General features: G+C 60.9%; 28 protein-coding genes and 2 pseudogenes. 11 read left to right on the top strand and 19 right to left on the bottom strand.

The window, feature by feature from the left end; genetic code table 11:
• Positions 1 to 2: 2 nt before the first annotated feature.
• Positions 3 to 95 carry a hypothetical protein gene (locus WDM24_RS05060; protein ID WP_338695785.1) on the bottom strand — a complete coding sequence of 31 codons (93 nt, stop codon included), beginning with the start codon at positions 93 to 95 and terminating at the stop codon, positions 3 to 5.
• Between the two features lie 1,399 nt (positions 96 to 1,494).
• Positions 1,495 to 1,737, bottom strand: a complete 243-nt coding sequence (locus tag WDM24_RS05055) for a DUF6894 family protein (RefSeq protein ID WP_338695783.1) — start codon at positions 1,735 to 1,737, stop codon at positions 1,495 to 1,497.
• Between the two features lie 120 nt (positions 1,738 to 1,857).
• On the opposite strand from WDM24_RS05055, the gene WDM24_RS05050 reads away from it, so the two are divergent.
• On the top strand, positions 1,858 to 2,532 hold the full coding sequence (locus WDM24_RS05050; protein ID WP_338830632.1) for a Crp/Fnr family transcriptional regulator: 675 nt from the start codon (positions 1,858 to 1,860) through the stop codon (positions 2,530 to 2,532).
• A 101-nt stretch (positions 2,533 to 2,633) separates the two neighbouring features.
• A pseudogene (locus WDM24_RS05045) lies at positions 2,634 to 3,212 on the top strand (molybdopterin cofactor-binding domain-containing protein); the annotation flags it as partial.
• A 138-nt stretch (positions 3,213 to 3,350) separates the two neighbouring features.
• Here WDM24_RS05045 and WDM24_RS05040 read toward each other — a convergent pair.
• The 7 genes and pseudogenes from WDM24_RS05040 to WDM24_RS05010 all read right to left on the bottom strand — a co-directional run bounded on the left by WDM24_RS05040 (position 3,351) and on the right by WDM24_RS05010 (position 7,688).
• Positions 3,351 to 3,563: a hypothetical protein gene (locus WDM24_RS05040; RefSeq protein WP_338830631.1), complete on the bottom strand. Its 213-nt coding sequence runs from the start codon at positions 3,561 to 3,563 to the stop codon at positions 3,351 to 3,353.
• Positions 3,564 to 3,573: 10 nt separating this feature from the next.
• Positions 3,574 to 4,652, bottom strand: a pseudogene (locus WDM24_RS05035) (YihY/virulence factor BrkB family protein).
• A 2-nt stretch (positions 4,653 to 4,654) separates the two neighbouring features.
• Complete coding sequence (locus WDM24_RS05030) at positions 4,655 to 5,155, bottom strand: hypothetical protein (RefSeq protein WP_338695776.1); 501 nt, start codon at positions 5,153 to 5,155, stop codon at positions 4,655 to 4,657.
• A gap of 55 nt (positions 5,156 to 5,210) precedes the next feature.
• Entirely contained in the window at positions 5,211 to 6,029 is an 819-nt protein-coding gene (locus tag WDM24_RS05025) for a mechanosensitive ion channel family protein (protein WP_338830630.1), read from the bottom strand.
• A 106-nt stretch (positions 6,030 to 6,135) separates the two neighbouring features.
• Positions 6,136 to 6,576, bottom strand: coding sequence for a hypothetical protein (locus WDM24_RS05020; protein WP_414645811.1), 441 nt, complete (start codon positions 6,574 to 6,576; stop codon positions 6,136 to 6,138).
• Between the two features lie 7 nt (positions 6,577 to 6,583).
• Positions 6,584 to 6,805, bottom strand: a complete 222-nt coding sequence (locus WDM24_RS05015) for a hypothetical protein (RefSeq protein WP_338832584.1) — start codon at positions 6,803 to 6,805, stop codon at positions 6,584 to 6,586.
• A gap of 34 nt (positions 6,806 to 6,839) precedes the next feature.
• Positions 6,840 to 7,688, bottom strand: coding sequence for a hypothetical protein (locus WDM24_RS05010; protein ID WP_338830628.1), 849 nt, complete (start codon positions 7,686 to 7,688; stop codon positions 6,840 to 6,842).
• Positions 7,689 to 8,073: 385 nt separating this feature from the next.
• Between WDM24_RS05010 and WDM24_RS05005 the strand changes: the two genes are divergently transcribed.
• The 5 genes from WDM24_RS05005 to WDM24_RS04985 all read left to right on the top strand — a co-directional run bounded on the left by WDM24_RS05005 (position 8,074) and on the right by WDM24_RS04985 (position 13,313).
• Positions 8,074 to 8,964 (top strand): SDR family oxidoreductase, encoded by an 891-nt coding sequence (locus WDM24_RS05005; protein ID WP_338830627.1) that lies wholly within the window; start codon positions 8,074 to 8,076, stop codon positions 8,962 to 8,964.
• A gap of 361 nt (positions 8,965 to 9,325) precedes the next feature.
• Positions 9,326 to 9,685, top strand: a complete 360-nt coding sequence (locus WDM24_RS05000) for a PRC-barrel domain-containing protein (RefSeq protein ID WP_029083811.1) — start codon at positions 9,326 to 9,328, stop codon at positions 9,683 to 9,685.
• Between the two features lie 1,161 nt (positions 9,686 to 10,846).
• A complete protein-coding gene (locus WDM24_RS04995; protein WP_338830626.1) occupies positions 10,847 to 11,179 on the top strand; it encodes a hypothetical protein in 333 nt (110 codons plus the stop codon).
• Positions 11,176 to 12,123 carry a non-homologous end-joining DNA ligase gene (gene ligD, locus WDM24_RS04990; RefSeq protein WP_338830625.1) on the top strand — a complete coding sequence of 316 codons (948 nt, stop codon included), beginning with the start codon at positions 11,176 to 11,178 and terminating at the stop codon, positions 12,121 to 12,123. The genes WDM24_RS04995 and ligD overlap by 4 nt, the downstream gene beginning before the upstream one ends.
• A gap of 89 nt (positions 12,124 to 12,212) precedes the next feature.
• Entirely contained in the window at positions 12,213 to 13,313 is a 1,101-nt protein-coding gene (locus WDM24_RS04985; protein WP_338695768.1) for a DNA topoisomerase IB, read from the top strand.
• A gap of 329 nt (positions 13,314 to 13,642) precedes the next feature.
• On the opposite strand, the gene WDM24_RS04980 is transcribed toward WDM24_RS04985, so the two are convergent.
• Positions 13,643 to 14,656, bottom strand: coding sequence for a L,D-transpeptidase family protein (locus WDM24_RS04980; protein ID WP_414645685.1), 1,014 nt, complete (start codon positions 14,654 to 14,656; stop codon positions 13,643 to 13,645).
• Entirely contained in the window at positions 14,653 to 14,883 is a 231-nt protein-coding gene (locus WDM24_RS04975; protein WP_338695766.1) for a hypothetical protein, read from the bottom strand. The genes WDM24_RS04980 and WDM24_RS04975 overlap by 4 nt, the downstream gene beginning before the upstream one ends.
• Positions 14,884 to 15,236: 353 nt before the next feature.
• On the opposite strand from WDM24_RS04975, the gene WDM24_RS04970 reads away from it, so the two are divergent.
• On the top strand, positions 15,237 to 15,500 hold the full coding sequence (locus WDM24_RS04970; protein WP_414645810.1) for a hypothetical protein: 264 nt from the start codon (positions 15,237 to 15,239) through the stop codon (positions 15,498 to 15,500).
• 69 nt (positions 15,501 to 15,569) lie between these two features.
• Here the strand turns inward: WDM24_RS04970 and WDM24_RS04965 are convergent, their stop codons facing one another.
• The 4 genes from WDM24_RS04965 to WDM24_RS04950 form a co-directional block, all read right to left on the bottom strand.
• Positions 15,570 to 15,764, bottom strand: a complete 195-nt coding sequence (locus tag WDM24_RS04965; RefSeq protein ID WP_414645684.1) for a hypothetical protein — start codon at positions 15,762 to 15,764, stop codon at positions 15,570 to 15,572.
• Between the two features lie 690 nt (positions 15,765 to 16,454).
• Positions 16,455 to 16,967, bottom strand: a complete 513-nt coding sequence (locus WDM24_RS04960; protein ID WP_338695764.1) for a PRC-barrel domain-containing protein — start codon at positions 16,965 to 16,967, stop codon at positions 16,455 to 16,457.
• 110 nt (positions 16,968 to 17,077) lie between these two features.
• Positions 17,078 to 17,299 (bottom strand): hypothetical protein, encoded by a 222-nt coding sequence (locus WDM24_RS04955; RefSeq protein ID WP_338830624.1) that lies wholly within the window; start codon positions 17,297 to 17,299, stop codon positions 17,078 to 17,080.
• A 63-nt stretch (positions 17,300 to 17,362) separates the two neighbouring features.
• Entirely contained in the window at positions 17,363 to 18,403 is a 1,041-nt protein-coding gene (locus WDM24_RS04950) for a glycosyltransferase family 4 protein (RefSeq protein ID WP_338830623.1), read from the bottom strand.
• A gap of 875 nt (positions 18,404 to 19,278) precedes the next feature.
• On the opposite strand from WDM24_RS04950, the gene WDM24_RS04945 reads away from it, so the two are divergent.
• Complete coding sequence (locus WDM24_RS04945; RefSeq protein ID WP_338830622.1) at positions 19,279 to 19,704, top strand: hypothetical protein; 426 nt, start codon at positions 19,279 to 19,281, stop codon at positions 19,702 to 19,704.
• Positions 19,705 to 19,778: 74 nt separating this feature from the next.
• On the opposite strand, the gene WDM24_RS04940 is transcribed toward WDM24_RS04945, so the two are convergent.
• From WDM24_RS04940 to WDM24_RS04930, 3 genes are all read right to left on the bottom strand, one after another.
• On the bottom strand, positions 19,779 to 20,195 hold the full coding sequence (locus WDM24_RS04940; protein ID WP_338830621.1) for a hypothetical protein: 417 nt from the start codon (positions 20,193 to 20,195) through the stop codon (positions 19,779 to 19,781).
• An 89-nt stretch (positions 20,196 to 20,284) separates the two neighbouring features.
• The gene (locus tag WDM24_RS04935; protein WP_338695758.1) at positions 20,285 to 20,455 is read right to left on the bottom strand and encodes a DUF1236 domain-containing protein; all 171 of its coding nucleotides are present in this window, start codon (positions 20,453 to 20,455) and stop codon (positions 20,285 to 20,287) included.
• Complete coding sequence (locus WDM24_RS04930) at positions 20,442 to 20,576, bottom strand: hypothetical protein (protein ID WP_338830620.1); 135 nt, start codon at positions 20,574 to 20,576, stop codon at positions 20,442 to 20,444. The genes WDM24_RS04935 and WDM24_RS04930 overlap by 14 nt, the downstream gene beginning before the upstream one ends.
• Before the next feature lie 225 nt (positions 20,577 to 20,801).
• Here WDM24_RS04930 and WDM24_RS04925 point away from each other — a divergent pair, with 225 nt between their 5' ends.
• Complete coding sequence (locus WDM24_RS04925; protein ID WP_338830619.1) at positions 20,802 to 22,205, top strand: TAXI family TRAP transporter solute-binding subunit; 1,404 nt, start codon at positions 20,802 to 20,804, stop codon at positions 22,203 to 22,205.
• A gap of 180 nt (positions 22,206 to 22,385) precedes the next feature.
• Here WDM24_RS04925 and WDM24_RS04920 read toward each other — a convergent pair whose 3' ends face one another.
• A complete protein-coding gene (locus tag WDM24_RS04920; RefSeq protein WP_338695752.1) occupies positions 22,386 to 22,649 on the bottom strand; it encodes a hypothetical protein in 264 nt (87 codons plus the stop codon).
• Positions 22,650 to 22,791: 142 nt separating this feature from the next.
• On the opposite strand from WDM24_RS04920, the gene WDM24_RS04915 reads away from it, so the two are divergent.
• Positions 22,792 to 23,115 carry a hypothetical protein gene (locus WDM24_RS04915; RefSeq protein ID WP_338830618.1) on the top strand — a complete coding sequence of 108 codons (324 nt, stop codon included), beginning with the start codon at positions 22,792 to 22,794 and terminating at the stop codon, positions 23,113 to 23,115.
• Positions 23,116 to 23,478: the final 363 nt, after the last annotated feature.

Here is a 23,478-nt window from a genome sequence, read left to right as displayed (position 1 = left end):
CTTCATCGATTGCTGGCGGCCGTGCTGCCGTGACTGGCATCTTCGCGCTCGATCAGAACGACCTGACGGCCTTCCCGGGTGAGCCGCTCGGCCACGAGCGCGCCGGTAATTCCAGCGCCGACAATCCAGGACGTCGCAAGGAAACCGGCGGAAGGGCGTCCGGGAATTGATGCGCATGGGCCGCTGCCAAAGCGTCCAGGGGCTACGCACGTCCTCTTGTCCGACGTCCGCCGTCATCTCAGCGGGAACCGCATGTCCCCTCATTCGCCTCTTCGCGATCCCGCAGATGGCGGGCGATCCCGTCGATCGCGTTCTGCCGCATACGAACGCGAGAGGTCAGCAGAATGGCCTCGAGCGCGAGTGCGATGAAAGCAGCAGAGCCGGTATTTGTCTGCCCAGCTGGAGTCTGATTGCGCAACGGGCCATTTCAAAATTGAAACGGAACAACTGACACGGATATTTTCCCGTCGGCCGATTGCTGTGCCGTAAACTCGACCTCTTTTGACGCCTTCGTGTCACCGACTGCAACAGAAATTCCGCCGCTACACTGGACGGTTCTCCCATCTTTGCTCCTCGAGGTCGTTACCATCCTCTCGCTGAGAAGGTATTGCGGCTGCAAATTTTCGGGAGTTGGCTTCGCTGTCGATTCTTTAGCGGCATAACCCACTAAAGGATTCCGATGGTTGTCCGAAATGGTTTGAAGCACTGCTTTTCGTGTTTCGATCGAGTCGCACTCAATCTGCTGCTGTTCGCAACCACTCAGAATAACCAAGAGCGGAAGGCTCAAACGCGTTAGTGCGCGATATGACATGGGAACATTGACGCCTTTGGCCGGCCATCGCTGCCACAAACGATGCCAATCTCATCCTTTGTTTCAAATTAGCCGTCGGGCGTCGCTTTTGACGCCTGCGTACTACTCACCGGATCTGACGCAGGGAATGTTTCCTCCAGTCTCCTTGTGAGTTCATCGTCTTTCGCTTTGGCTCGGCCTTTGGCCTGCTTTGGGTCCTCGGCGTGTTTGTCCACGGGCGCCGGGTCAAATGTTCTCGTCATGATCGAATCCTTTCATGGTCTGAACGCGCGAATATCGGTATCCGTTCCTCGCGAGGAACACCCACCGGCACCTCGTCGTCGGAGTCACGCCTCCAACTCCGAGAACCCGACTGGTTTCTGATCAGAGAATAAAATTTGGTCCGCCGCTTTATATCGCAAGTTACTGAATTTTCGGATCGGTCTTGCGATGGTGCCCTATCGCGAACGTACGAAGGCAACAACGATGAAAAGGCGCAACCGGTTCAAGCAGACGACGTCACTGAGCTATCGGCTTATCCAGCTCGCACAAGCAGCAAGGACGAGAGCGGCTAGCCTGCCACCAGGTGAGGAGCGTGATCGATTTCTCAGGAAAGCATACGAGGCCGATCGCGCCTTGCAGATGGAAGAGCTCTTGTCGACAGCAGGCGGCGTGATGCCGCTCTGACTGTGCTCAGTCGTTACCTACCTTCCCGTTCGGTGGGCCGGGCCAATACGCTTGGCGGTTACACTGATCTGGACGATTGGCGTGTCTTCTCGCTTGACCGAAATCGACCAGCGGTTGGATCTATCGAGGTCAAGATTTGACTCGATGTCTCGAACGGTCATGACGGCCTGGTCCCAGGCGGATTTGTCGTCTGGGAGTTCTTCGCCATCCGCATCGTCGAAGGGGTGGCCGTTAGATATATGAAAGAAGTATTTGCTCATGAGCCGAAACTCCGCGCACAAAGAGTCGTTCCTGTTGTATCCAACGAGATATAGCGACCAATAGTCGCAACGTGCAAATTTGCCCCAGCTCACTTTTGGCCCCGGCTCACTTTTGAGGGTATGGGCATTACGTCGACCAATGTCGCTCTTCCACAAACAATTAGGATTCAAGCATCGCTGACGGAGGATTCGCCCATCGTTCGCGAGGGGGAGCTCAGCACCCAATGCTGCGTAATCATGAGCGGCTTCGTCTATCGGTCCAAAGTCTCCGAAACTGGCAAGCGGCAAATCCTGTCGTTCCACGTCGCCGGTGACATGCCTGATCTCCAAGGCCTGCCAGTAAAGCGGATGGATCATGATCTGACGACTCTCTCGGAAGCCAAGGTTGGTTTTATAAAACATGAGTTGCTCGAACGGACCCTCAGCACTCGGCCAGCCTTGGCACAAGCACTTTGGCGCGAGACGCTTACCGACTCGGCGCTGTTCAGGCAGTGGATCGTCAACTTGGGCACGCGATCGGCATCTGGCCGCATGGCCTATTTACTTGCGGAGTTGCGGGGGCGGCTTGCCGCGATGGGATTGGTTGCCAACGAGCAGTTTGACTTTCCGATTACCCAATCGAAGCTGGCCGACGCGCTTGGGTTGAGCGTTGTGCATGTCAACCGGGTGCTTCAGGCGTTTCGAACGAAGGGCATCCTTGATTTAAGGAACCGGGTCGTCACGCTTCGTGACTTCGAAAAGGTCCTTGAACTTGGTGGGTTTGATAGCCTCGAGGACGATACAAGCACTGCATAATACGCGGTTCTGGCGATGCCGGAAACGCTCGTTCTGCAGGTTCTTCACCATGACGTCTCGGGTCAGCCCTGGCTGCCAAGGGCAACCGGGCGATCGACTTCGAGCGCGCATTCGACGCTCTCGGCGTTAGCGTTATCGAGGAATACGGCGAGTGGAAGCCGGATGGCGCGCCGATGGACGCGTTCCGGGCCATGAACAAGGGCCAAGTGCGGATGGTCGGCGGCCCCGAGATGAAGGAGAAGATTGCCTACGCGTTCGGCGCCGAATTCGTCGAACTGCGCATCAACCGATGGACCCACGAGATACGCGTGCAGCGGCTGCTCGGAGCGTTCGCAGCTGGCCGCATCATGAACCCCCGGACAGCCCGAAGCCAACTGATGGGGGGCCTGATCTGGGGCATGTCGTCGGCGCTTCATGAAGCAACCGAGCTCGACGAGCGCTACGCGCGCTACGTCAACGACAATCTGGCGGACTATCTTCTGCCCGTGAACGCCGACGTGCCTAGCGTGGAGGTTGTCATGCTGTCGGAGCAGGACGACAATATCAATCCCGCTGGCGTCAAGGGCATCGGCGAGCTGGGCAACGTCGGCACCAACGCGGCAGTGTGTAATGCCATCTTCCATGCCACCGGCCAGCGCCTGCGGAAGCTGCCCGCGAAGTTGGAGGACTTGGACGTCTGACTTGCGTTCCAATCAAGTCGGCACGGTTGCGGATCGCATCGCAACGGCTTGCGCTTCTGGAACCGTACTGGCGCCATCCGGTCCGCTCAGAACGCTGGCTTCATCTCCAGCCGGCGCTACAAGATTTCTTCGATGGTCTCAGTTTGACCGCTTGGTCGGGGCGGCCTCCCCTTCCTCGCGGCCGGGCACGCTGATATGGACTTCGTGCCCCATCCTAATCGCGAGCGACGCGGCCGCCGCCGCAGATTCGAATGCAGCTTCCTTGGTTGCGTACCCGCTGTTCAGATTGCCGTCGTGCAGTACGCCCCATTCCTCGCCGGTTGCAATCACAGCGTATTGAGCCAATCCCATTGTCTCCTCCTTACGAAGCCTTGCCGACCGTATCCGCCATCCTTGCGCCGCGCACCCCGAGCGGCTTCCCGCGGCCCACGGTCGAATCGATTGTGGTCTGACGCTCGATCTCGGAGTTCAGTTCCGCTCCACACAGCACGATGATGGCAGACATCCACATCCAGGTCATCAGGCCAATGGCCGCGCCAAGCGAGCCGTAGGTCGCGTTGTAATCGCCGAAATTCGCAAGGTACCAAGACAGCAGCGCCGAACCGATCAGCCACAGCCGCGGCAACGGCACCAACGCTCAGCCATTGCCAGCGCGGCGTGCTCCGGCTGGGGCCGTAGCGATAGAGCACCGCCAGCGCGACGAGGAGCAGGAGGACCAGGACGGGCCACCGCCCGAGCCGGATGATGAGTTCGGCCCGTGTGCCCAGTCCGACCTGCTGGAGCAGAAGCGGCACGACCACCACGGCCCCTACCATCAACATGACCGAAATGAGGGCTGCGATTGTGAAAGAGAGGGACATCAGGTTGAGTTTGACGAAGCCGCGCTTTTCCTTCTCCTCATAGACAACGTTGAGCGCATCGAAGACCGCCTTCATTCCAGCGTTGGCGCTCCAGATCGCGATCAGCAGACCGAAGGCAAAGGTAAGGCCGAGCGTCGAAGACCCCTTCGCGAGCACGCGGGCGATCTGGTCCTGGACGATGGCAAATGAACCTTCCGGCAGCATCAGCGCCAGGCTTTGCAGATTGGATGAGATCGTGGACGGATCGGCGAACAGGCCGTAACTCGAGACCAGCGCCGTGATGGCCGGAAAGATCGCGAGCAGCCCGTAGAACACGACGCCGGCGGCGGTCGCCAGCAGCCGGTCCTCGTCGATCTGCTGAGGTACGCAGCAGAATGTCCTTCCAGCCGGCGGCCGGAATCTGAAGCGGCGTGTGAGCCAGCCGTCCACGCTCTTGCGCTTCGGCGAGCACGGGCTCCGCACGCCGCCCTGGGACGCACGGCGTCTCCGATCGTGACACGTGGCGATAGATCGCCAAGGTCGCCAGCGCGGCTGCGCCAGCGAGCAGCAGGTCATTCGGCCAATTCGAGCGCGGAGCCATCGCTAGTCCTGAATAACGTCGCGCGGACGCTTGAAACGCGAAACGGCAAACCAGCCGATAAGCATCACGGCAGCCCCGGCGGCCAATACCTGGGTCGTGGGATCGGCGTTTACCCCTGCTCCCGATCGGGAGGTGGCGATCAGGCGCGCCGCCACGGGCACTGCGACCGCTCGCTTGAGCATGTCGGCTTGCCGGCCTGGCCGCGGGGCCGCCGGCGCTGGACGCGCGAGCAGCCCGCGGCCCGTCCCCAGCCCCAGCAACCCGAGGAAGAGAAAGGCGCTCCCGGTCGCGGCATAGGCGATCAAGATGCCGTAACGCAGCTCGAGAGCATGGAAGGCCGCGGCCCCCCCGATCCCGATTGCCACCAGAAGCGACACCGCGCCGACGAGCATGAAGCCGCATGCCAGCGCGTAGCCGGTCACCAGACGCTCGATCCATTGTCGTAAGTCCGCGAGGTAAGATCGGGCGATCAGGCTGAGTGACGGTCGAGCGTTGGCGCGCATGGCGGTGTCCACTGCTAGTCGGCATCGGACAACCCGGCAGGGTGATCGCCGTTCCCTACCCCGCCACGCGTGACCGCTCCGGCAGCGTGGCGCCTGCGTCGCTGAGCATTGCGGTGACGAGGTCCAGGAGCCGATGCTTCAACGCTTCCGCATCGGCAGGCTTCGCCTTTGCACTGACCGTCAGTTCGACGATCGGATGCGCGGCATCGGAGATGTCCACCACTTTCGAGACGTGCACTTCGGGCGCGGGTCGCGCCTCGATTCGCGAGTCCTCGCGCAAATGCTTCAAAATCTGCTCGCCGATGTGCCCGATCGGCCTGACCGCGCGGACCGGGAAGGACACCTTCACATCACCGGTGCCGGGATAGGTGCTGTGATTGATGATGGCGCTACCCCATACCGAACCATTGGGCAGCAGGATCTGGGTGTTGTCGGACGTGATGAGTTCGGTCATGAACAGCGACAAGGTTTGCACCTTACCGGCCTTGCCGGCAACCTCGACGTCGTCGTTGATCCGAAACGGCCTAAACAACAGAAGCATCACGCCAGCGGCTAGGTTGGACAACGTTCCCTGCAAGGCCAGCCCGATGGCCAGCGACGTGGCGCCGAGCACCGCAACCAGGCTCGCCGTCTGAATGCCGAAAAGCTGCAGCACGGCGATGCCGACCACGGCGAGCACCGCATAGCGCGCAAGGCTGGAGAGGAACACCGTGACCAGGGCGTCGACACGGTGCGTGGCCGTGAGCACGCGCAGGACAAATCGCTGAGCGATGGCTGAAGCGTACCATCCAAGAACCAGCAGCAGAACGGCAAAGATCGCATTGAGTCCATAGAGGACCAGCGTCGCCTTGAGGGTTTCAAAATTGAGCGCCATGGGTCCCCCTACGGCGAAGGCGGCCAACATGGCCGCCGGCTGCAAGGCAAACGCGCCAGGGGAAAGTCGCGTTCCCGATAGCGGGCACGGCGAGCGGACCGAGGGCTTACCGGGCTGGAGGGAGCGTCGCGCGTGGCGGAGAGGAACTCGGGAATGGCCGCGCCACCATGAGCGTCGCGCGCTCATCGGTTTCCAATGCGATCTTCTGGGCAAGCATCACGTCGCCCGCCACCAGCGAACCGACAGGCCGGAAGCACCAGCCGAGGACAACGCGGTCGCGGCCGTCCATCTCATAGACATTGGTCGACGTGCCGTAGCAAATCCGATAACGCTTGCCGGACTCCGAGCCGATGACGTCGAAGCGGTTGTGCTTTTCAAATTGCGATCGCTGCTCCGGCGAGAGCCATGCGGACAGCAGCGCCAGCCCGCGCGCCTCCTTTCGTTCATAAGCCTGCCAGCGCTCCCGGATCGCGACCAGCGTCGCACGCAGCGTGCCGGCGGCGTGCTGAAGCGCGGACGGCAGAGACACGGCGCGCAGACGGGCCATCATGGCGTCAGCCGCCCACCAGCCTGGGATAGAACAATGTTTCCTGGGCGGTTGGATCGAGCGCGCGGACGAGCGCCGCTTCGCCGGAAGATCTTCGCACTGCGGCGGTGTAGCCGTCCGATGTCAGCTCCGCGAAGCGTGCATTCGCCCAGGCCAGTTGTTCGCTGTCCTCGGGATCGAAAGATTGCCTTGTGTCACCGGTGTGGTCCATGACCAAGATCGTTGCCATCATCGTCTCCCATCGTAGCACGTTCGCCCTTGCATCAGACCACCGGCACAGGGGTCGTTGGCCTGCCGCCCATCCACTCTGGCAGCGTCGCGCCGTCGCGATGCCGGCCGCCGGCACAGGCTGCGGCCCAGGCTGCGACCGCGCCGAACAACAGCGCCGCCGCCGCCGAAAATGCGAGGATCACCGAGCCACGCCGCGATCGCTGAATGGCGGTTTTGGCATCACCGATGACACTGTCGACGCGCTTCTCGGCCTCGGCAGCAGGCAAACCTGTCGCGGCCGCGACCTGCTGGACAAGATAGCTGCGATCTTCGCTGCTAACGCCGCTGTGGCCGGAGTTAGTCAGCAGGATGCGGCCCGCCTCGGCCCGCTCATAACCGATGTCGAGATTGGCCGGACGCCGCACCGACCGATACAGGTGATCGAGCTCAGCGCTCAGCAACTGCTCCGCAGCCGTCGCAGCAGGCCGGCTCTGGACCACCGGGCGAGCGGTCGACAAGCCGACCAGCGCGATGATTGTCCCGCCCACGATAACGGCTAGCGCCCAGGCGGTCAGCCCGTGAAGTCCGTCGTTGCTATCGACCACGTCGGCCGGTATCGCGCCAATCACACGTTGCGTTCGGCCGGCGATGTAGCCGCCGACGCCAAAGCTCACAAGGGCTTGAAGGATCAGAAACAGCCCGGATAGCAGCGCGAGCGCGGCGGATGCATCACGCCATGAGGGCGAGCTCGAACTCACACCCAATCCAACTGCTGCTCCGAAGCTGATCAAGATCAGCGACAAGGCCGAAGCGGTGAGCGCGCCCGCGAAAATCGGACTCCATTGCAGTCGCAAGCCGCCCTTATCGTCGAGGACGTCAGCAGCACTTCGCCCGGTGTCCATGATGCACCTACCGCAATCCAAAGAACGATAGCACCGCAAGAATAACCACAATTAGCCCCACCAGATAGATCAACTGGTTCATGCACGCTTCCTCCGCTCTAGCTTGACAATCTGGCCGAGAAGGCAAAGTTCCTAAGCTAGGGCATTCGCTGATGTGAGTGGCCGCGAGGTTCTGTTGAGCTTTCTTCAAACTTCGATGGCGCCTGTTTGAGCGACCGTATCGGCTGTGGGGGCGCACGCGATGCACGCAAACTTGCAACGAAGTCAATCTTCGTATGTTGCCTATTCGCACGGAGATCAGCGGTGCCTACCCGGTACATCATGGGCCCGGCGGATGTATCGCTGTTGCCTCGTGTGTCTCCGCGACCGCCCAGGGAAACGACAAATGAAACAGCAAATCTTGACCGATCCGACCGATCTCTACCCGAAACCGCCGTTCAAGAAGCAGTCGCAACCGTGGCCCGGACTTGCGGGCGAGATGGAGCCCCGTCCCGACCATGGCGAAACAAGCTATAAAGGATCCGCGCGGCTGGTAGGCCGGAAGGCATTGATCACCGGCGGCGATTCCGGCATGGGCCGGGCTGCGGCAATCGCCTTCGCACGCGAAGGTGCCGATGTCGCGATCAACTACTTCCCTACGGAGGAGGCGGACGCGCGGGACGTGATCGCGCTGATCAAAGCAGCAGGACGCCACGGGCTCGCGATCCCTGGGGACATCAGAAACGAGGCATTCTGCCAGGAACTAGTCACTCGTGCCGTCGATGGGCTGGGTGGTCTCGATATTGTCGTCAGTAACGCCGCCCGACAGCAGTCGCACGATTCTATTGTAGACATCTCGTCGGACGATTTCGACGCGACTATGAAGACCAATATCTACGCGCCGTTCTGGATCATCAAAGCGGCGCTACCCCATCTCCAGCCCGGCGCATGCATTATCGGGACGACCTCGGAGCAAGCTTACGACCCCTCGCCTGAACTTTATGACTACGCCCAAACCAAGGCCGCGACGATGAACTACGTGAAGTCGTTGGCTAAACAGCTCGGCCCGAAAGGAATTCGAGTGAATGGTGTGGCGCCTGGCCCGATCTGGACCCCACTGCAAGTCTCCGGCGGAGCGTCTATGGAGAAGCTCGAGAAATTTGGCGGCCATACCCCACTTGGCAGGCCTGGCCAACCGGCAGAACTGGGCTCGATTTACGTCCAATTGGCGGCCGCGGATGCAAGCTTCGCAACGGGTCAGGTTTACGGCTCGTCGGGAGGAGCTGGGCAGCCATAACAGCCGTATGAGCCGCTGCCGTAACCTGCAGACTTTGAGCGGAAGCAACTTAATGATCAACGGGACAGCACACGTCCCCGGTGACGAAAACGAGCCGGTTTTGCCTCGGTGGCTATGAAAACGTCGGGCGCTCGGGTTTCGCGGAATCAGGAAATAGAAACGCGCCGATTGGCGGTTGGGTTGCCCCACCGGCCCGAGCGCGTGCACATCGCTCTGGGGCCACTTCTTTGGCTGTATGTCGGCGCAACACGATCATCGGGGACAAATGCGCAAGCCTTTGCTCTTTGCGACTCCGCCGCCGTAGGAACCATCAACGATCATCATGATTGGTTTTCTAAACTAATCGTATTGGAGGAGCACCATGGCGTTGGATAGCAAAGAAACTGGTAATCTGATTGGAAGCGACAAAGTCGAAGGTACGGCCGTTTACGGAGCTGACAGCAACAAGATCGGCAGCATCGAACGGCTGATGATCGACAAGGTGAGCGGCAAGGTTTCATACGCCGTTCTCGGCTTTGGGGGCTTCCTTGGCATTGGGGATGACCACTATCCTCTCCCGTGGCAATCGTTGAAGTACGACACTAACCTCGGCGGCTATGTCACCGGCATTACCGAAAGCCAACTCCAGGGCGCGCCCAAGTATCGCGATGAGGCCGGCTGGAATTGGAGTGATCCGGCGATCGGTCGCTCGGTGAACGACTACTACGGCGTGCCGATCTGATCGAATTAACTCAGCGGCGCGCTCAAACGACGTGCGCGCCGTCTGCCGAAAACAAATCCTTTGGTGGCATCATTATGCCCGGTCAACGTGAACTTTACCAAAGCTCGAATGGAGATCGCTGGACGCTTTGCAGCGAAGAAGACGGACGCGCTTTCGTCTTGCATGAGGCCAATCTTGCTTCGGGCGGCGCCTTTAACCGAATAGAGATTTCGGACCTCCCGCTCACGCCAAAGGTGGACCAGAGCAGCAGGCACTCCTCCGGTTAATCGCCACTTCGGCTCAGATGAACTGATTAAGCGCTACATGCGGTGCAAGGAATGCTCACGCCAGCTCGTCCCCTTCAAGCGCAGCCAGATGGCATTGCGGACGAACAGGGATCTCAACCATGAACCCGCCATCGTGGTTGCCCTGGGGTTATAGACCCGACCGCGCTTGTTATTCAGCCCGGGAATTGCGGCTGAATGAGCGATGCTATCATCACCGCCGCGATTAGAAACGCCGGGGCGCAGCTCACCCCAGCGGCTAACCAAAGCTCCGCATCGCAAAAGATTTCGTAATCATCATGCATGGACGGCTCTCCATCCGACTTGCCCGAAGAAGCGGCCCCGGCGAGGGGGAACACGCCGAGGGCCAAGTTTACACTGTGGTCATCCCCGGCGTTACCTAACACCGGATATACTACAACCATCACCGGATACGCTTCGTTCCTGCTCCCAGTTGATCAAGCTCCGCGTGCAACGAAAGCAGCCTCAGCGTTGGGTACCAACGCTGGGGCCCTACTTCCTATGCTGTCGCCGACCGCCGATTGCCGCGAAATTCAACGGCCGTGCTGGGCCTGTAAAAATACGAAATGAAACAGTCTGCCCAAGTTTCGGATGATCGGGGCGGATTGAGGTTCCGGAAATCACGTGTGTGAATCGCGGTGAAAAATTGCTACTTTTCCCCAATGACGCCAGCGCTATCTATTGGGCGCGAAAGTGCAGATCGCTGCCTGATGTCACGATCTGAACGCATCGATCGCGTGAGCGACGAGGATGCCAACAGTCAAAATCAAAAGTACTGAAACTGCTGCGCCAAACATAATCTGCACAGCAAAACCGGCCGTCCGCGATCAGTCATTGGAGGACCGATGGACCGCGGCGCGAAACGCTCCTGCTGGCGGTGCCGATCGCCGCCGTCGAGCCGCTGAAGCTCGCTGCGGTAGCTGTAGCCGGAAAAGGCCACTGGATCGCCGGCGCGGCGATGATTGTCGCCTGCTATGCGTTCAGTCTCCTGGTCGTCGAGCAGCTTTTCGTGATCGTGAAGCCTAAGCTTCTGACGATTCCCTGGTTCGCCAAGCTCTGGGACGGGTACGTTGCCGTCCGAACGCGCGCATGGCGGATCCTCAAAACTGCGATCGGCCTTCCCAGTGATCGAAAGCCGATTGCATCATCCTCATGGAAGCGCGCTCCGGCCGTCAAGCCGGTCCTTGCCCCCAAGTCCGCGCGGAGATGAATCGCAGGTCCACACTGCCGAAACGCCTGCAGCCAATGCTGGCGACGCTGACCGACGCCCCGTTCGACGACCCAGATTGGGTGTTTGAGGACAAGTACGACGGCTTCCGCATGATCTCGGAGATCCGCGGCGGCAAGGTAGCGCTCTACAGCCGCAACGGCAAGATCATCAGCCATTCATACATCGAGGTAGCGAAGGCGCTCGAAGACGTGAAGAGCGACGCGGTCATCGACGGCGAGCTGGTAGCTATCGGCGAGGACGGCGTTTCGCAATTCCAACTTCTGCAGAACGCATTACGTCACGAAGCTAAGCTCCTGTATTGTGCGTTCGATCTGATGTTTTTGGATGGCGAGGACTTACGCAAGTTGCCGCTGCTCGAACGCAGGAAGCGGCTAAAGGCAATCCTTCCGCGCAATAAGCTGATTGCGTTCAGCAACCACCGCAAAGGCAGCGGAAAGATGTTCTTCGCAGAGGCTGAACGCAAGCGCCTCGAAGGTATCATGGCAAAGCGCGCCGACAGTCCGTATGCATCCGGCGGCCGGACCGCCGATTGGCTGAAGGTGAAGACTGCGCAGCGGCAGGAAGTCGTGATCGCGGGCTACACCGCGCCACGACGAACCCGGCCGTTCTTCGGCGCCCTCGTACTTGCGGTGCGAGAAGACCGCGCGTGGCGGTATATCGGGCACGTCGGTACCGGCTTCAGCCATCAGACCCTCGAAGAGCTCCACGGCAAGCTCACTAGGTTGAAGGTTACGAAGTCGCCCTTCCCCGACAAGGTAAAAGACGAGCACGCCACCACCTGGGTCCGGCCGTCTCTGGTCGCTGAAGTGAAGTTCGCGGAATGGACGAAGAACGGCGAGCTTCGCCAGCCCGTCTATCTAGGTCTGCGGTCCGACAAAAAGGCGAAGAACGTGGTGCGCGAACGGCCAAAGGCTCGGCGATAGCGCGCCTCCCTCGCAGTGTCGGAACCAACGATGGATTCGACTTTTCCTACTGGGGGCCTCGGGTCCTCGGCTGACGGCAAGGACGAACAATGCTGCGAGAAGGTAAGGACGAGGGGCTAGTTGACCGCACGGCCGATGTCGCCGCCGCCATCGCAGAAGAAGGCCTGCGATACGTGAGCGACGCGACGCCGGGCTACCGGCGAAGACGGAAAGGCACCTCGTTCACCTACCACGACAAAGACGGCAAGCGCATCACCGATGCCGCCGTGGTCCGCCGTATCAAATCGATCGGCATCCCTCCGGCGTACGAGTTCGTCTGGATCTGTCCGTCTCCCAACGGGCACATCCAGGCGACGGGCCTCGATGCGCGCGGGCGCAAGCAGTACCGCTATCACCCGAAGTGGCGAGAGCTTCGGGAGCAAAACAAGTACGAGCATATCATGCAATTCGCGGCGGCCTTGCCGGCTTTGCGTGCACGCGTCGCTTCGGACATGAAGCTGGGCGGTCTCCCCCGCGAGAAGGTGCTTGCGACGATCGTCGGCTTGCTTGAAAAGACGCTCATCCGCGTCGGCAACGCCGAATACGCCGAGAAGAACAAATCGTACGGGCTCACCACGATGCGGCGTAAGCACGTGGCGATCGGCCGAGGCGTGCTGCGCTTCGACTTTACCGGCAAGTCCGGCAAACAATGGAAGCTCCAGGTCGAGGACAGGCGAATCACGGCCATCGTGAAGCGCTGCGCGGAGATTCCAGGGCACGAACTCTTCAAGTATCTCGATGACGATGGGGCATCCCGAACGGTCGATTCCGGCGAGGTCAACGGCTACATCAAAGATATCACGGGACAGGATTTCAGCGCCAAGGACTTTCGTACCTGGGCCGGCACGGTGCTTGCGGCCCTCGCGCTCTCGGAGTTCAAGAAGTACGACAGCCAGGCCGAAGCCAAGCGTAACGTCGTCGCGGCCATCGAAAAGGTGGCCAAGCAACTCGGCAATACACCTGCCATCTGCCGCAAGAGCTACGTCCATCCAGAGATCCTGACCGCCTATATGTCCGGCGACCTCATCAAGATGATCGACGCCAAGATCGCGCAGAAGTTCAAACGACAGTACGCGAAGCTGACCTCGGACGAGATCATGGTTCTCGCCTTCCTCCACAAACGGCTTTGGGCCCTCAAGTCCGAGGCCTAGTCGCGTCCGCCGCGGATCGGCCGCATCGCTTAGCCTTGGCGTACCACCCAGCGTACGGGTGTTTTGAAGGCGTTCGTGGTACCGTCGTCCCAACAGACCGGCCCGCGTTCGCCCAGGCCTCGTTTCGCCTCGTCCACCCTTCAGTGAGCCCCAATTTTCGGCGTCGGAGCGGTAGACCCCTTGGATAAAACGGTCCTCGCCAAGAGTCGTAATGCCAGCCCTAGGTGCCGAGCACGCGCACCATCGCTTCCATCTTGCCTTTATACGATTGCCGAATTAAGACGCGGCCCTCGACTCGGCTCGCGCCCTGAAGCGAAGGCGCCGCAACGTCACTGGACACGGTTGACGAATTCTACCGGCGTGCCTTTGGAAAGCCGTTCCGCGACCCGCTCGGCGTCCCAGTTCGTGAGACGGACGCAGCCGTGCGACTCCGACTTGGAGACCTTTCCCGGAAACGGCGTACCGTGGATTCCGTAGCCATCCGCGGAAAGATTGATCCACATTGAGCCGACCGGATTGTTCGGGCCCGGCTTGATGGTGAACGGCTTGTGCGAATGGACGCCTTTGAAGTGGTACTCCGGGTTGTATCGGTATGTCGGATTCCGATCGATTTCCGTGACCTTTAATGTGCCGGAAGGAGACGGCTTCTCTTCGCTACCGATTGTCGCGGGGTAGAATCCGATCAGCGAATTCGACTTGTCGAAAAGCTTCACCGTTTGGCGGCTCTTGTCGACTTCCACCTTCGCCGCCTTCTCCGAACTCTTCTCGGCTGCGACATCGATCACGACGATGGCTTCGCCGGCGCGGTCGAAGTGCCGACCCGGGTTCAAGGCGGACAGCAGGTCCTCGCTCATATGAAACTTCTCAGCCAAACCTTCGCGCGGACTAGTATAGGACAGCTTCGGGGTGTTCTTCATGTCTTCCATCTTCGCCGGGAACTTCTTGAGGAACGGTCCTGTGACGTCCTCCTCCGCAATTGTGTAGTTCATCGTCACCGGACGACTGTCAGCCGCCAGCTTTGCCCAAACGTCGGGATTGATGTCGTCCAAGGGTGACAATTGCTGCGCCTCCTCGTAGGCACGTAGCGCCTTCTTCGCATTTTCTCCAAATCTGCCGTCGATCTCGCCGGGTGAGAAGTGCGCTCGGTCGAGCAAGACCTGTAGCCTGACCCCCGTCGGGGTCGGCTTCTCGTTGGAGAGGTTCTTCTTCGATGGTTGGGCGATGTCGATCGCCGCAGCCTTGATTTCCGCACCGAGCGCGGAACTCGTCGCCAGCGCGAACCAAATGAAAATGCCTCCAAGAGCCGCGCGCCGGCCTGCCGGGCGAAGGCGAAAGCCGGTCACTTTTGATCCGCAGGCGCCTGGACGTTTGCCTTGTTGGAGTCCGCCCTATTCGCTTCGTGATGACCGACGACGCAGCCGGCTGCAGCGCCGAGCTTACCGTGTCCTCCTGCCATGTGTCCGGCAACCCCGCCGACGATGGCACCCTTGATGCATCCCTTGGCGTCGGCAGGGGGGCCTAGAGTAAAAGAAATCGCGGCTACGCATGCCGATGCCAAAATCCATTTCATGTTCGGTCTCCGATCGTAAAAGATGCAAGAATCCAACAGATCTGGATGCACTCCGTTCCAACACGCAAGGTCGGTCCTATTCGTTCGGGCTGCGCAACTGGAGGAGGACGAACACGGCTTCCGAGTGACTAACGCGAACGGTTACTTCATCTGTAGGAAATGATCACGCCCGAGAGAGTTGTAGAGATGGGGCAATCTTCAGGAGGAAGCTCATGAGAACATGTACCATTGCGTTGCTCGTCGCGGGCATTGCGGCAGCCGGTCCGATGACGGCTGAACGGGCCATCGCCCAGAACCAGCAGAGTGAGGCCGACAAGGGCGTGAAGACGCGTAATTCCGGTGAGTCCGGGTACGTGGGAGACCAGAATGGTCCTGGAGCAGCCGCAACACCTCCGGGACGTCCGGGCACAGCGAGCAATCCGGCCGGAGTCAGCAACGCACCTAGCGCGCAAAATTCCGGCACCGGCATATCCGGCTCGCCGGGAAACAAGAACGGGCCCGCGCCGGGCCGAAGCACGGTAGGGTCGAATCCTCAGAACGAGCACGTACGGCAGCAGGATCCCTCGAACGTAAAAGGCTTGCCCGGCAACAAGAGCGGGCCGCCTGCAAAGCGCTAACGGCTGGGATGTTGCTGCTCCAAAAGCCATGGCCGCCCCGACAATCGACCGGGGCGGCTTTGAGGCTCACTACGCTTCTAGGCCGCCTGGGCGTTCACCGCGGTGACGGCGATCTTGCTGAGATGTTTCGTCCGTCTTCTTCTCGTCAGCCAGCGTCGGGTCGATCAGCTTGACCGCATCCATGCGGCCAAGCTGGCGGGTTCCGCAGCGGAAGATCTCGTAATGCTCCACCGCTTGCGCCGCCGAAAATGGCGGAGTCAGCACCGTCCGGGCGCTCCCTAATGGGTATTGGTCCGATGCCATTTTTCGAGGTCGATATCGGACTCGTTACGTTGCTCCTTTTCCGGATTGCCCTCCCATGGCTTGTCCGTCTGTTTGTGTGAGGCCTTGTCGGACCGCTGCCGGGGATCGTCCTTGGGTGTTTCCTAACTCATGTTCGCTCCTGTCAATGGGAAACAAAGCGTTGGCCTCACAGGGGTTCCTCGCGGCGGCGAAGGTTTCGCCGGTGGACCGCTTGAATCCTGATCATATCAAATATGGAGAGAACAGTGCGGGAGCAGCGTGAATGCAGCGGCGTCGTTTCAAGCAAACCCAATCGTTGGAAGAACGTCTAGCTGATGAGGCGCAACACCTCCGCCTGCAAGCCGACGCGCTCGCGCTTGGGCCTGATCGGGAAGCTATCTGAAGAAAGCCCTGCAGACTGAAACCGGCTCACATATGGGCGAGCGGCTGCGATCCTCCGAACTCCAGCGGCCGAAGTAACCCACCGCCGCATCCATGCGGTGCTTCTCTAGACCTTCACGATAATGCCGGCTTCGAACGTCCAAGCGACCTGAATTGGGATGTTCGCCGGCAGCGAACGGCAGGGGCCGCGTGTCATGAGGCGGGCCCCTGCCGAAAATCATCGATCACCAGCTATAGGTGCCGAACCTGAACGCGAGCGTTTGCTTCTGTTCAGTTGTAATCCGAGTATTTGAACTGCGGCAGCGCCTTCAGCTGTTCCTTGTTGCCGCTCATGACGGCGTGGTCAGGCACCCAATCGTTCGCGTTGCGATTCGAGGTGTTGGTCGACGCCGTCCCCGTGGTCGTATCGCGCGCGGTGGTCGAGCTGCTGGTCGAGCTCGTCCGGACCGGCTCTTCGACGAACTTCAACTTGTCCATGGAGACGGCGATGTCGTGTTCGCCCATTCCCAAGAAGCCGCCGATGCCGATAACTACGGCTTCGATCTTGCCGCTCTTATCGACCAGCAGCTCGTTGATGTCGCCGAGCTTCTCGTTAGCCTCGTTGTAGACATTCAGGCCCATCAGCTTCGAGGCGCGCCAGCTTCCCTTAAGCGCCATCTTGGCGTCGGTCGGCCGGCTGGTCGCTGCCGGCGCAGCGCGATCCGCCGGCTGAGTGGATTGCGCGAACGCAGAGCCGCCGATCACGGCAGCCCCAATCAGAGCAACGGCAAGAAAGCTTTTCATCGATCATCTCCTCCAACGTGAGCCGGCAGCCCTTTGGATGCCCGCCCCTCCAACGTTCCCCGTTGCCACTTGTTCCTGCGTGGAGCGCAGACCCGAAGGATCCGAAATCGTTAGCGACGTTCGGTGGTAACCCGGCGGACGGCAGCGATCCCCTTACCTTCGGCGCGTAGGCAGGCCTGCGTGAAATGTGGCCACACCTGCTTCGAACAGTCCTCCGCTTCCTTCGCGGCCTCGTTCGTCCGGACTTTCGGCAGCTGGACAGGCGCTTCTTCCGCCAGTGCCGGCGTGGCGAGAAGAATCAAAACGGCCGTCGTTGAGAAAATGGATTTCATGCGCGCCTCGTTGATCAGCAACTCAACGACGGGACGGCGAAGCCGTTCCGCATCGGGCGGAGCTCAGGACGGATCTTTCGCGCGAGCGACCAGCTCGCGATATCGGGCCTCGTAGTCCTGTGCCATCCGGCTCGAGGTAAAGCGATCCTCGAACCGCGCGCGGACTGCTCTTCTGTCCAGTCGGCCCAGATCGTTCACCGCCCTGATCGCCTGCCCCTCGTTGTCGACGATAAAGCCGGTAACGCCGTCTTCAATCACTTCGGGCACCGAGCCCGAGCGGTAGGCGATCACCGGCGTCCCGCACGCCATCGCTTCGATCATGACGAGCCCGAAAGGCTCCGGCCAATTGATCGGAAACAGCAACGCGGCGGCCCCGGCGAGGAACGGTTGTTTCCTCACTTCGTTCACTTCGCCGACAAGTTGGACCTCTTCGCCGTCGATGTTCGGTTCAAGCTTCTTCTTGAAGTAGGCCGTCTCCGCGCGCGGTATCTTGGCGGCGATCCGCAGCGGCATCCCGGCAGCACGTGCAATGCGCATGGCCTCTTCGGGTCCCTTGTCCGCCGTCAGCCGACCAAGAAAAGCCAAGTATGAACCGCGCTCATACGAGGGCCGAAAGAGGTCCTTCGGCAGACCGTGCTGGATAGTCGCGATCCAGTTCGCGTCCGGGAGCGGCCGACGCTGGTTGTCCGAGATCGACACGGAGGCCGCATTCGGAAAGGCCCCGATTACCTCGGCCAGCCCAGGAAGGTCGAGACGTCCGTGCATCGTCGTGAGATAGGGCACGCCCGTCCGGCTCAACACCGGAAGGGACAGCCAGTCGACATGAGAGTGGATCACGTCGAAGTCGCTCGCCCGCGCGGCAATCGCTTCGATCAGCAGCGCGCAGGCGGCGTTCGGATCAACGCCCCTTTGCCCTAGGCGCAGCGCGCGTGGCCATACCGCGTGAAGACTTCCCTTCGTTTTCGAATCGCCGCTCGCGAACAAAGTGACGTCGTGTCCGAGTTCGACAAGCCCGTCCACCAGCCAGGCGATCACGCGCTCCGTACCGCCATAAAGTTTCGGAGGGACGCTCTCGGCCAACGGAGCAAGCTGGGCGATCCGCATCGGTCTAGGCCCCGAAAGCGCAGCGCAGGACCATCACGATGGCGGCGGAAACGAGCGAAGATATCGCAAGCAGTGTCCAACTGGGCCTGGTGCTTCCCCGGGCCACCCGCACGACGAGCATCTTCATCGCCCTTAGCATTCGTCGCGGGGAAGTCGGTCCAGGTAGGCGATCCCGAAGCTGGCGAGCTCTTCGGAATCGCTCCGTCGCTCTTCCCATCTCCTTTGCAGGGTGGCGCTCCAGCAGGAAGCGCCGGTTATCCAGGGAATCGACGTCGGGGTCCCTTGAGCGGTAGATCGTCCACGCGGTCTCCGCGGCTATCTTCAACACGACTTCGTCGACCATCTTCGCGCTCCGGCGACCGCATTCAATCGCTGGCAACTCAAGGCGGCCCGGAAAGTTTCCGGTTTTTCCCGATCCTGGACGAAGAGAGGAGGAGTCAGGACGCCTTCGCACGCGCTCGCGCACGCGCCGCAGCGCGCCGGCGCCCTTGGCGGCAGCTTCCAGAGTCCTTCAAGCGACGTGAGTGCGAGCCCCGGTTTCGAAATGCGAGATGTCTTCGGAAACCTCGTCGAGTACGGCGCGCAGAAGCGCAGTCGTGGCCCGGATCGAACATGGAACCGCTAAAGGCGATCATAAAACTCAGTTGGCGAATTCAACATTGTTAACGCCGCCACTTCAGATGCCTCTTTGTGCAGCTCTTCTCGCGCCGCAGCATTCCGGACCGAACTCCTCTGCGTGGGGGCGTTGTGTTTTAAGCGCTAAGCTTCGAACGACGGTGCCCGGCGCCGAGCTCCCATTGCCGCTCTCCGCCGAGGACAGCAGCAAGCCAATTTTCCCGTTATCGGCGGGGCATGCGCAATATGAAAGGAGTCCGATGAAGAAGATTGCAATGTCAGCGCTGACGGTCGGCGCCCTTGGTCTGGCCTCGGTAGCCACGACGTCTCCGGCCGAAGCTCACTGGCGAGGTGGCTGGGGCGGCTGGGGACCGGGTATTGCCGGCGACCTGGTCGCGGGCGCCGTGATCGGCGGGCTTGCCTCCTCGGCGTACGGCTGGGGACCCGGCGACGGCTATTACGGTGGCGCCGGCTACTATGGCGCAGGCAATTATGGCGGTCCCTACGCCTACGATTATGGCTACGACGAACCCTATCGCTGGGGCGGCGGCTACACCACGACCTACTACACGGCGCCCGTATCCTACGGCTACCGTTATCGCCGCGTCGTGCGCCCGTCCTACGCCTATTACCGCGGATCCTATCCGGTCGTGCGTCAATGCTGGCATCGCCACCACCACTGGTGAAACTAGTCCATCCAAACGCAACGAAGGCCGCGCACCAAAGGCGCGGCCTTTTAGCAATGGGGCCCGTCTTCCGCTCACCAATCTCCGAAGAACAGGTCGTGGCGTTCGAAAGCCAGCCGACCGGGAGCTCTTCTCGACATCCTCGTCAGTTGCTTGACACGCGAGCGCGGCTCCGCCCGGGACCTGGTCTGCGTTTCTTTGTTAATCTCGGAAGGAGGCGCTGCAGGGAGGGCTGCCATCACCTCCCGCATCGGCTGCTGCGGTTCGTTGCTCGTCGGCTCGGCCTGCACGATCTGCAGGGCGTCGGCGCACGGACGCGTGTCGAAGACGATCTTCTCCGGAAGACTTGTCGCCGAGCTGTTCCGGATGGTGGTCCTATCGGGATCAGCTGCGCCGGCATGCTCGACGGGAGCCGGCAGATACCGGTCCGCCGCGAAGAGCAGCGCCAGCAGCAGTCCGCCGACGAAGACGAAGTATCGGATGATGGGCATGGACGGGCGCTCGCAAAGAAGAGATCTGGAAATAGGCCGGGACCGGATCGGCACGAGGACCGATTTTTCAGCGACCCGCCTCGAAGGATTCAGTCGATCTCCTGTACGACCGTGCGCGTCGACGGATCGACCAGCCTCACGCGTTCGCCCGAGTAGACGTAGCGGTACTTGGTGAGCGACGGACCCCAATCGGCAGGCACGGCCTCGAGCTCGACCTCGCGCGGCACGGGTTGGCCCACCACGATCTTAACGCGGGTCATATTCCGGCTCGATCTGCACGGCGGCAGCAGGACCCGTGCCGGTGGCGGTTACGACCGTGGACTGCGCCATCGCGCCCACCGAGATCATCGCCATCGCGGTCGTCAGTAGAAGCTTGTTCATGTTTTTCTCCCGCCGCCATATCAGGCAGCATCGAGAACCTTCGAATGATGGCAAGGTTCCGCCATCGGCGCCCGAGGAATTATTCTTCGCAGTCGGAATCCGGGCCCTTCGTGAACTTGTTCTCGCGCGCGCGATGGAACCTTCCGGTCACACACTGGTTCGCCCAAGTTCCCGGCGGCGCACTTGCAGCTCCCAAGCAGGCGTTTGTTCACCTAGGTTCTGCTGATGTCACCTTCCGATCCAGTCAGGAGTGCTCACGATCGACGCCAACGACGGCTATTGATCGTGCTGGTTTTGGGATTTGTTGTTTTCGGCGCCGCTGCGGCCGCACTCTTCTACGTCTTGCAGCCCGAGATCCTCCGGATCGCCGTCGGACCCGCAGGCAGCGACGATCATCAGGTGGTCCAAGCGATGGCCGAGGCTTTCGAAGAGGAAAGCAAGACCGTCAGGCTCTCCCCGATCACGACCGAAGGAGCGGCCGAATCCTTGGCTCTGCTCGGCGCCGGCAAAGCCGACCTGGCGATAGGTCGCGGCGACCTTGGCATGCCGGCCGACGCGCAGACACTGGCGGTCCTGCGGAAGAACTACGTTGTCCTGTGGTCGCCCTCCGGGCGACCGGGCAAAGACTCCAAGAAGAAGGCCAGCGGCAAGATCGGGGAGATCGCCGATCTGGCGGGTCGCAAGGTCGGCATTATAGGACGGACCGGAGCCAACCTCGCACTCCTGCGGACCATTCTGGTGGGCTCCGGAGTGGAGCCGGACAAGGTAGCGACGGTCCAATTCGGGACCGAAGAAATCGAAAAACTTTCGCAAGACGCCACCCTCGATGCCTATCTCGCCGTCGGTCCGCTCGACAGCAAGATCACTGCCGCCGCGATCGCCGCGACTTCGCGATCGCGCGGAGCTCCGAAGTTTCTTCCGGTCGAAGCATCCGAGGCGATCGCTCTGAAGAACGCCCGCTACGAAGCTGAGGAAATTCCGGGCAGCGTCTTCAACGCGAAACCGGCCTGGCCCGAGGACAAGGTCGACACCATCAGCGTCAACCATCTCATCCTGGCCAGAAAAGAACTGTCAGAAGCCAAGGCGGCGGCCTTCTACCGGCAGCTTTTCGCTGTCCGCGACACGATCGCGCAACGTGTCGCCGGCGCCGCGCACATCACGAAGCCCGAGACGGAGAAGGAGGCGGAGCCCTCCGTGCATCGGGGCGCCGCGGCGGTCATCAACGGGACCGAGCGAACCTTTCTGGACAAGTACAGCGACTACTTCTGGTTCGCCTTGCTTCTTCTTTCCGGGATCGGTTCGGCCGCCGCCTGGCTGCGTCGCTATCTGAACCGGGACGACCGGGACGACACCACCAGCCATCGCAACCGCATTCTGGCCGTAGTCCGGGAGGTTCGCGATGCCGAGTCCGAACAGGACCTGCTGACGTCGCAGCGCGAAGTCGATGCGATCATCGGCGAGACCCTGAAGTGCTACGATGATGGAACGCTCGAACAAGAGGACCTGGCGGCATTCGGTCTGGTCCTTGAACTGTACGATCATGCCGTCGCCGAAAGGCGAGCGACGCTGCTGAGCGGCCCCACGGATCAGACAAAGGCTTCGGGTCCAACCCTTGCCTCTCGCCGATAGGCGCCCTCCGGGAACACGAATCTCTACCAGGCCCGTCGGCCGCTATTGCCAGGGACATTGATTTTCCTCCCATGACGGGTCGAGGGTCCGATCGATCCGGTGGAGTTCAATGCAAAAGGAGCGGACTACTTTCTATCCTAGTTCGAGCCCAGGCCTGGTCTCCGTGCGCCCGGCGCGTGTTCATCGCTTTTGCAACAACGCCGACAGCATAGTGTCGTCGTTCAGGATCGAAAAAACCTCCCGGGACGAGAGATGCGCAACGCCCTGCTCGAACGTGTCGCTCGCTTCGACCTTGGCACGGCCGACCGCCAGGTTTGCATCGATCGTGTCAGGTCGAGCGGCGCGAGGAGGCGGCAGCTGCGCGATGTGGAAGGCTAGGAGTGCGGCGTCTTCGCGCAACTCCACCAACGCGGGTTTGATTCCTACATCCACCGACGCGCTCAATTCGTTCGCCCGAAGCAGGACCGGAGGGGGCGCTCGTTCTTCGGGGTGGCGAACAACTTGCCGGTCGTGGGCCTGGTAGTCAGCGCGCCTATGGGAACGGCAAACAGCAGCCCTGCGATGACCGGCGACATCCAGAGCAGAAGTGGCAGCGAAACGGCGTACGCGCCTGCCGCCATCGCTAGATGCGAACACCGGCAGCGTGACGGAAAAGGAAATTTCATCTTCACCGAAGGAGCTCGACCGAGAGGATCTGGACAAAATCATTGCCCTGAAGATAGTTGAGCAAGAGTTGTCGGACGCCGTACGCATCGCCGAGAAAGCTGCAGACGGAAGCGCTCTCGCCGGAGGCCTGATGAAGCAGGATGGCAAACTCAACTTCGTGGTCGTCATCGCCAGTGGTGATCACTTGAAGGAGGTTCTGCTCGAGCGGCCCCGGTGCGGTAAGAAAGTTGCAACTTTGCACTAGGCGCACGTCTGAACCGATAAACCAGATCGCTGTTGCCGCGACCCGACATTTTGGAGATCAGAAGAATCGACGCACTCTGGCGCGTGTCAAATGCGACCGAAATCCCACGCTAACCTTTCTTCCCAACGCGATGCTCCCGCTCCGCAGCTCGACAAAGATGATTGGACTGCGCGTCAACGATCACCAAGGCGATCCCGACACGACGAAGCACGCAATCGCCCGCCGAAGCCCACCGTGCGATTGCTCGCGCCCATCGATGGCGTGGAATGCTTGAGTCGAAGCGATTTGCTTCCGTCCGCGAGTTGGCAAAGGCCGAGAAGAATCAACGAATCCTATCTTTGCCGAGTGCTGAGACTGACGCTT

The sequence above is a fragment of the Bradyrhizobium sp. 27S5 genome (genome assembly GCF_037217225.1).
Taxonomy (GTDB): domain Bacteria; phylum Pseudomonadota; class Alphaproteobacteria; order Rhizobiales; family Xanthobacteraceae; genus Bradyrhizobium; species Bradyrhizobium septentrionale.
The sequence above is the reverse complement of the archived record's forward strand: the minus strand, read 5'-3'. Positions and strand labels throughout refer to the sequence as shown.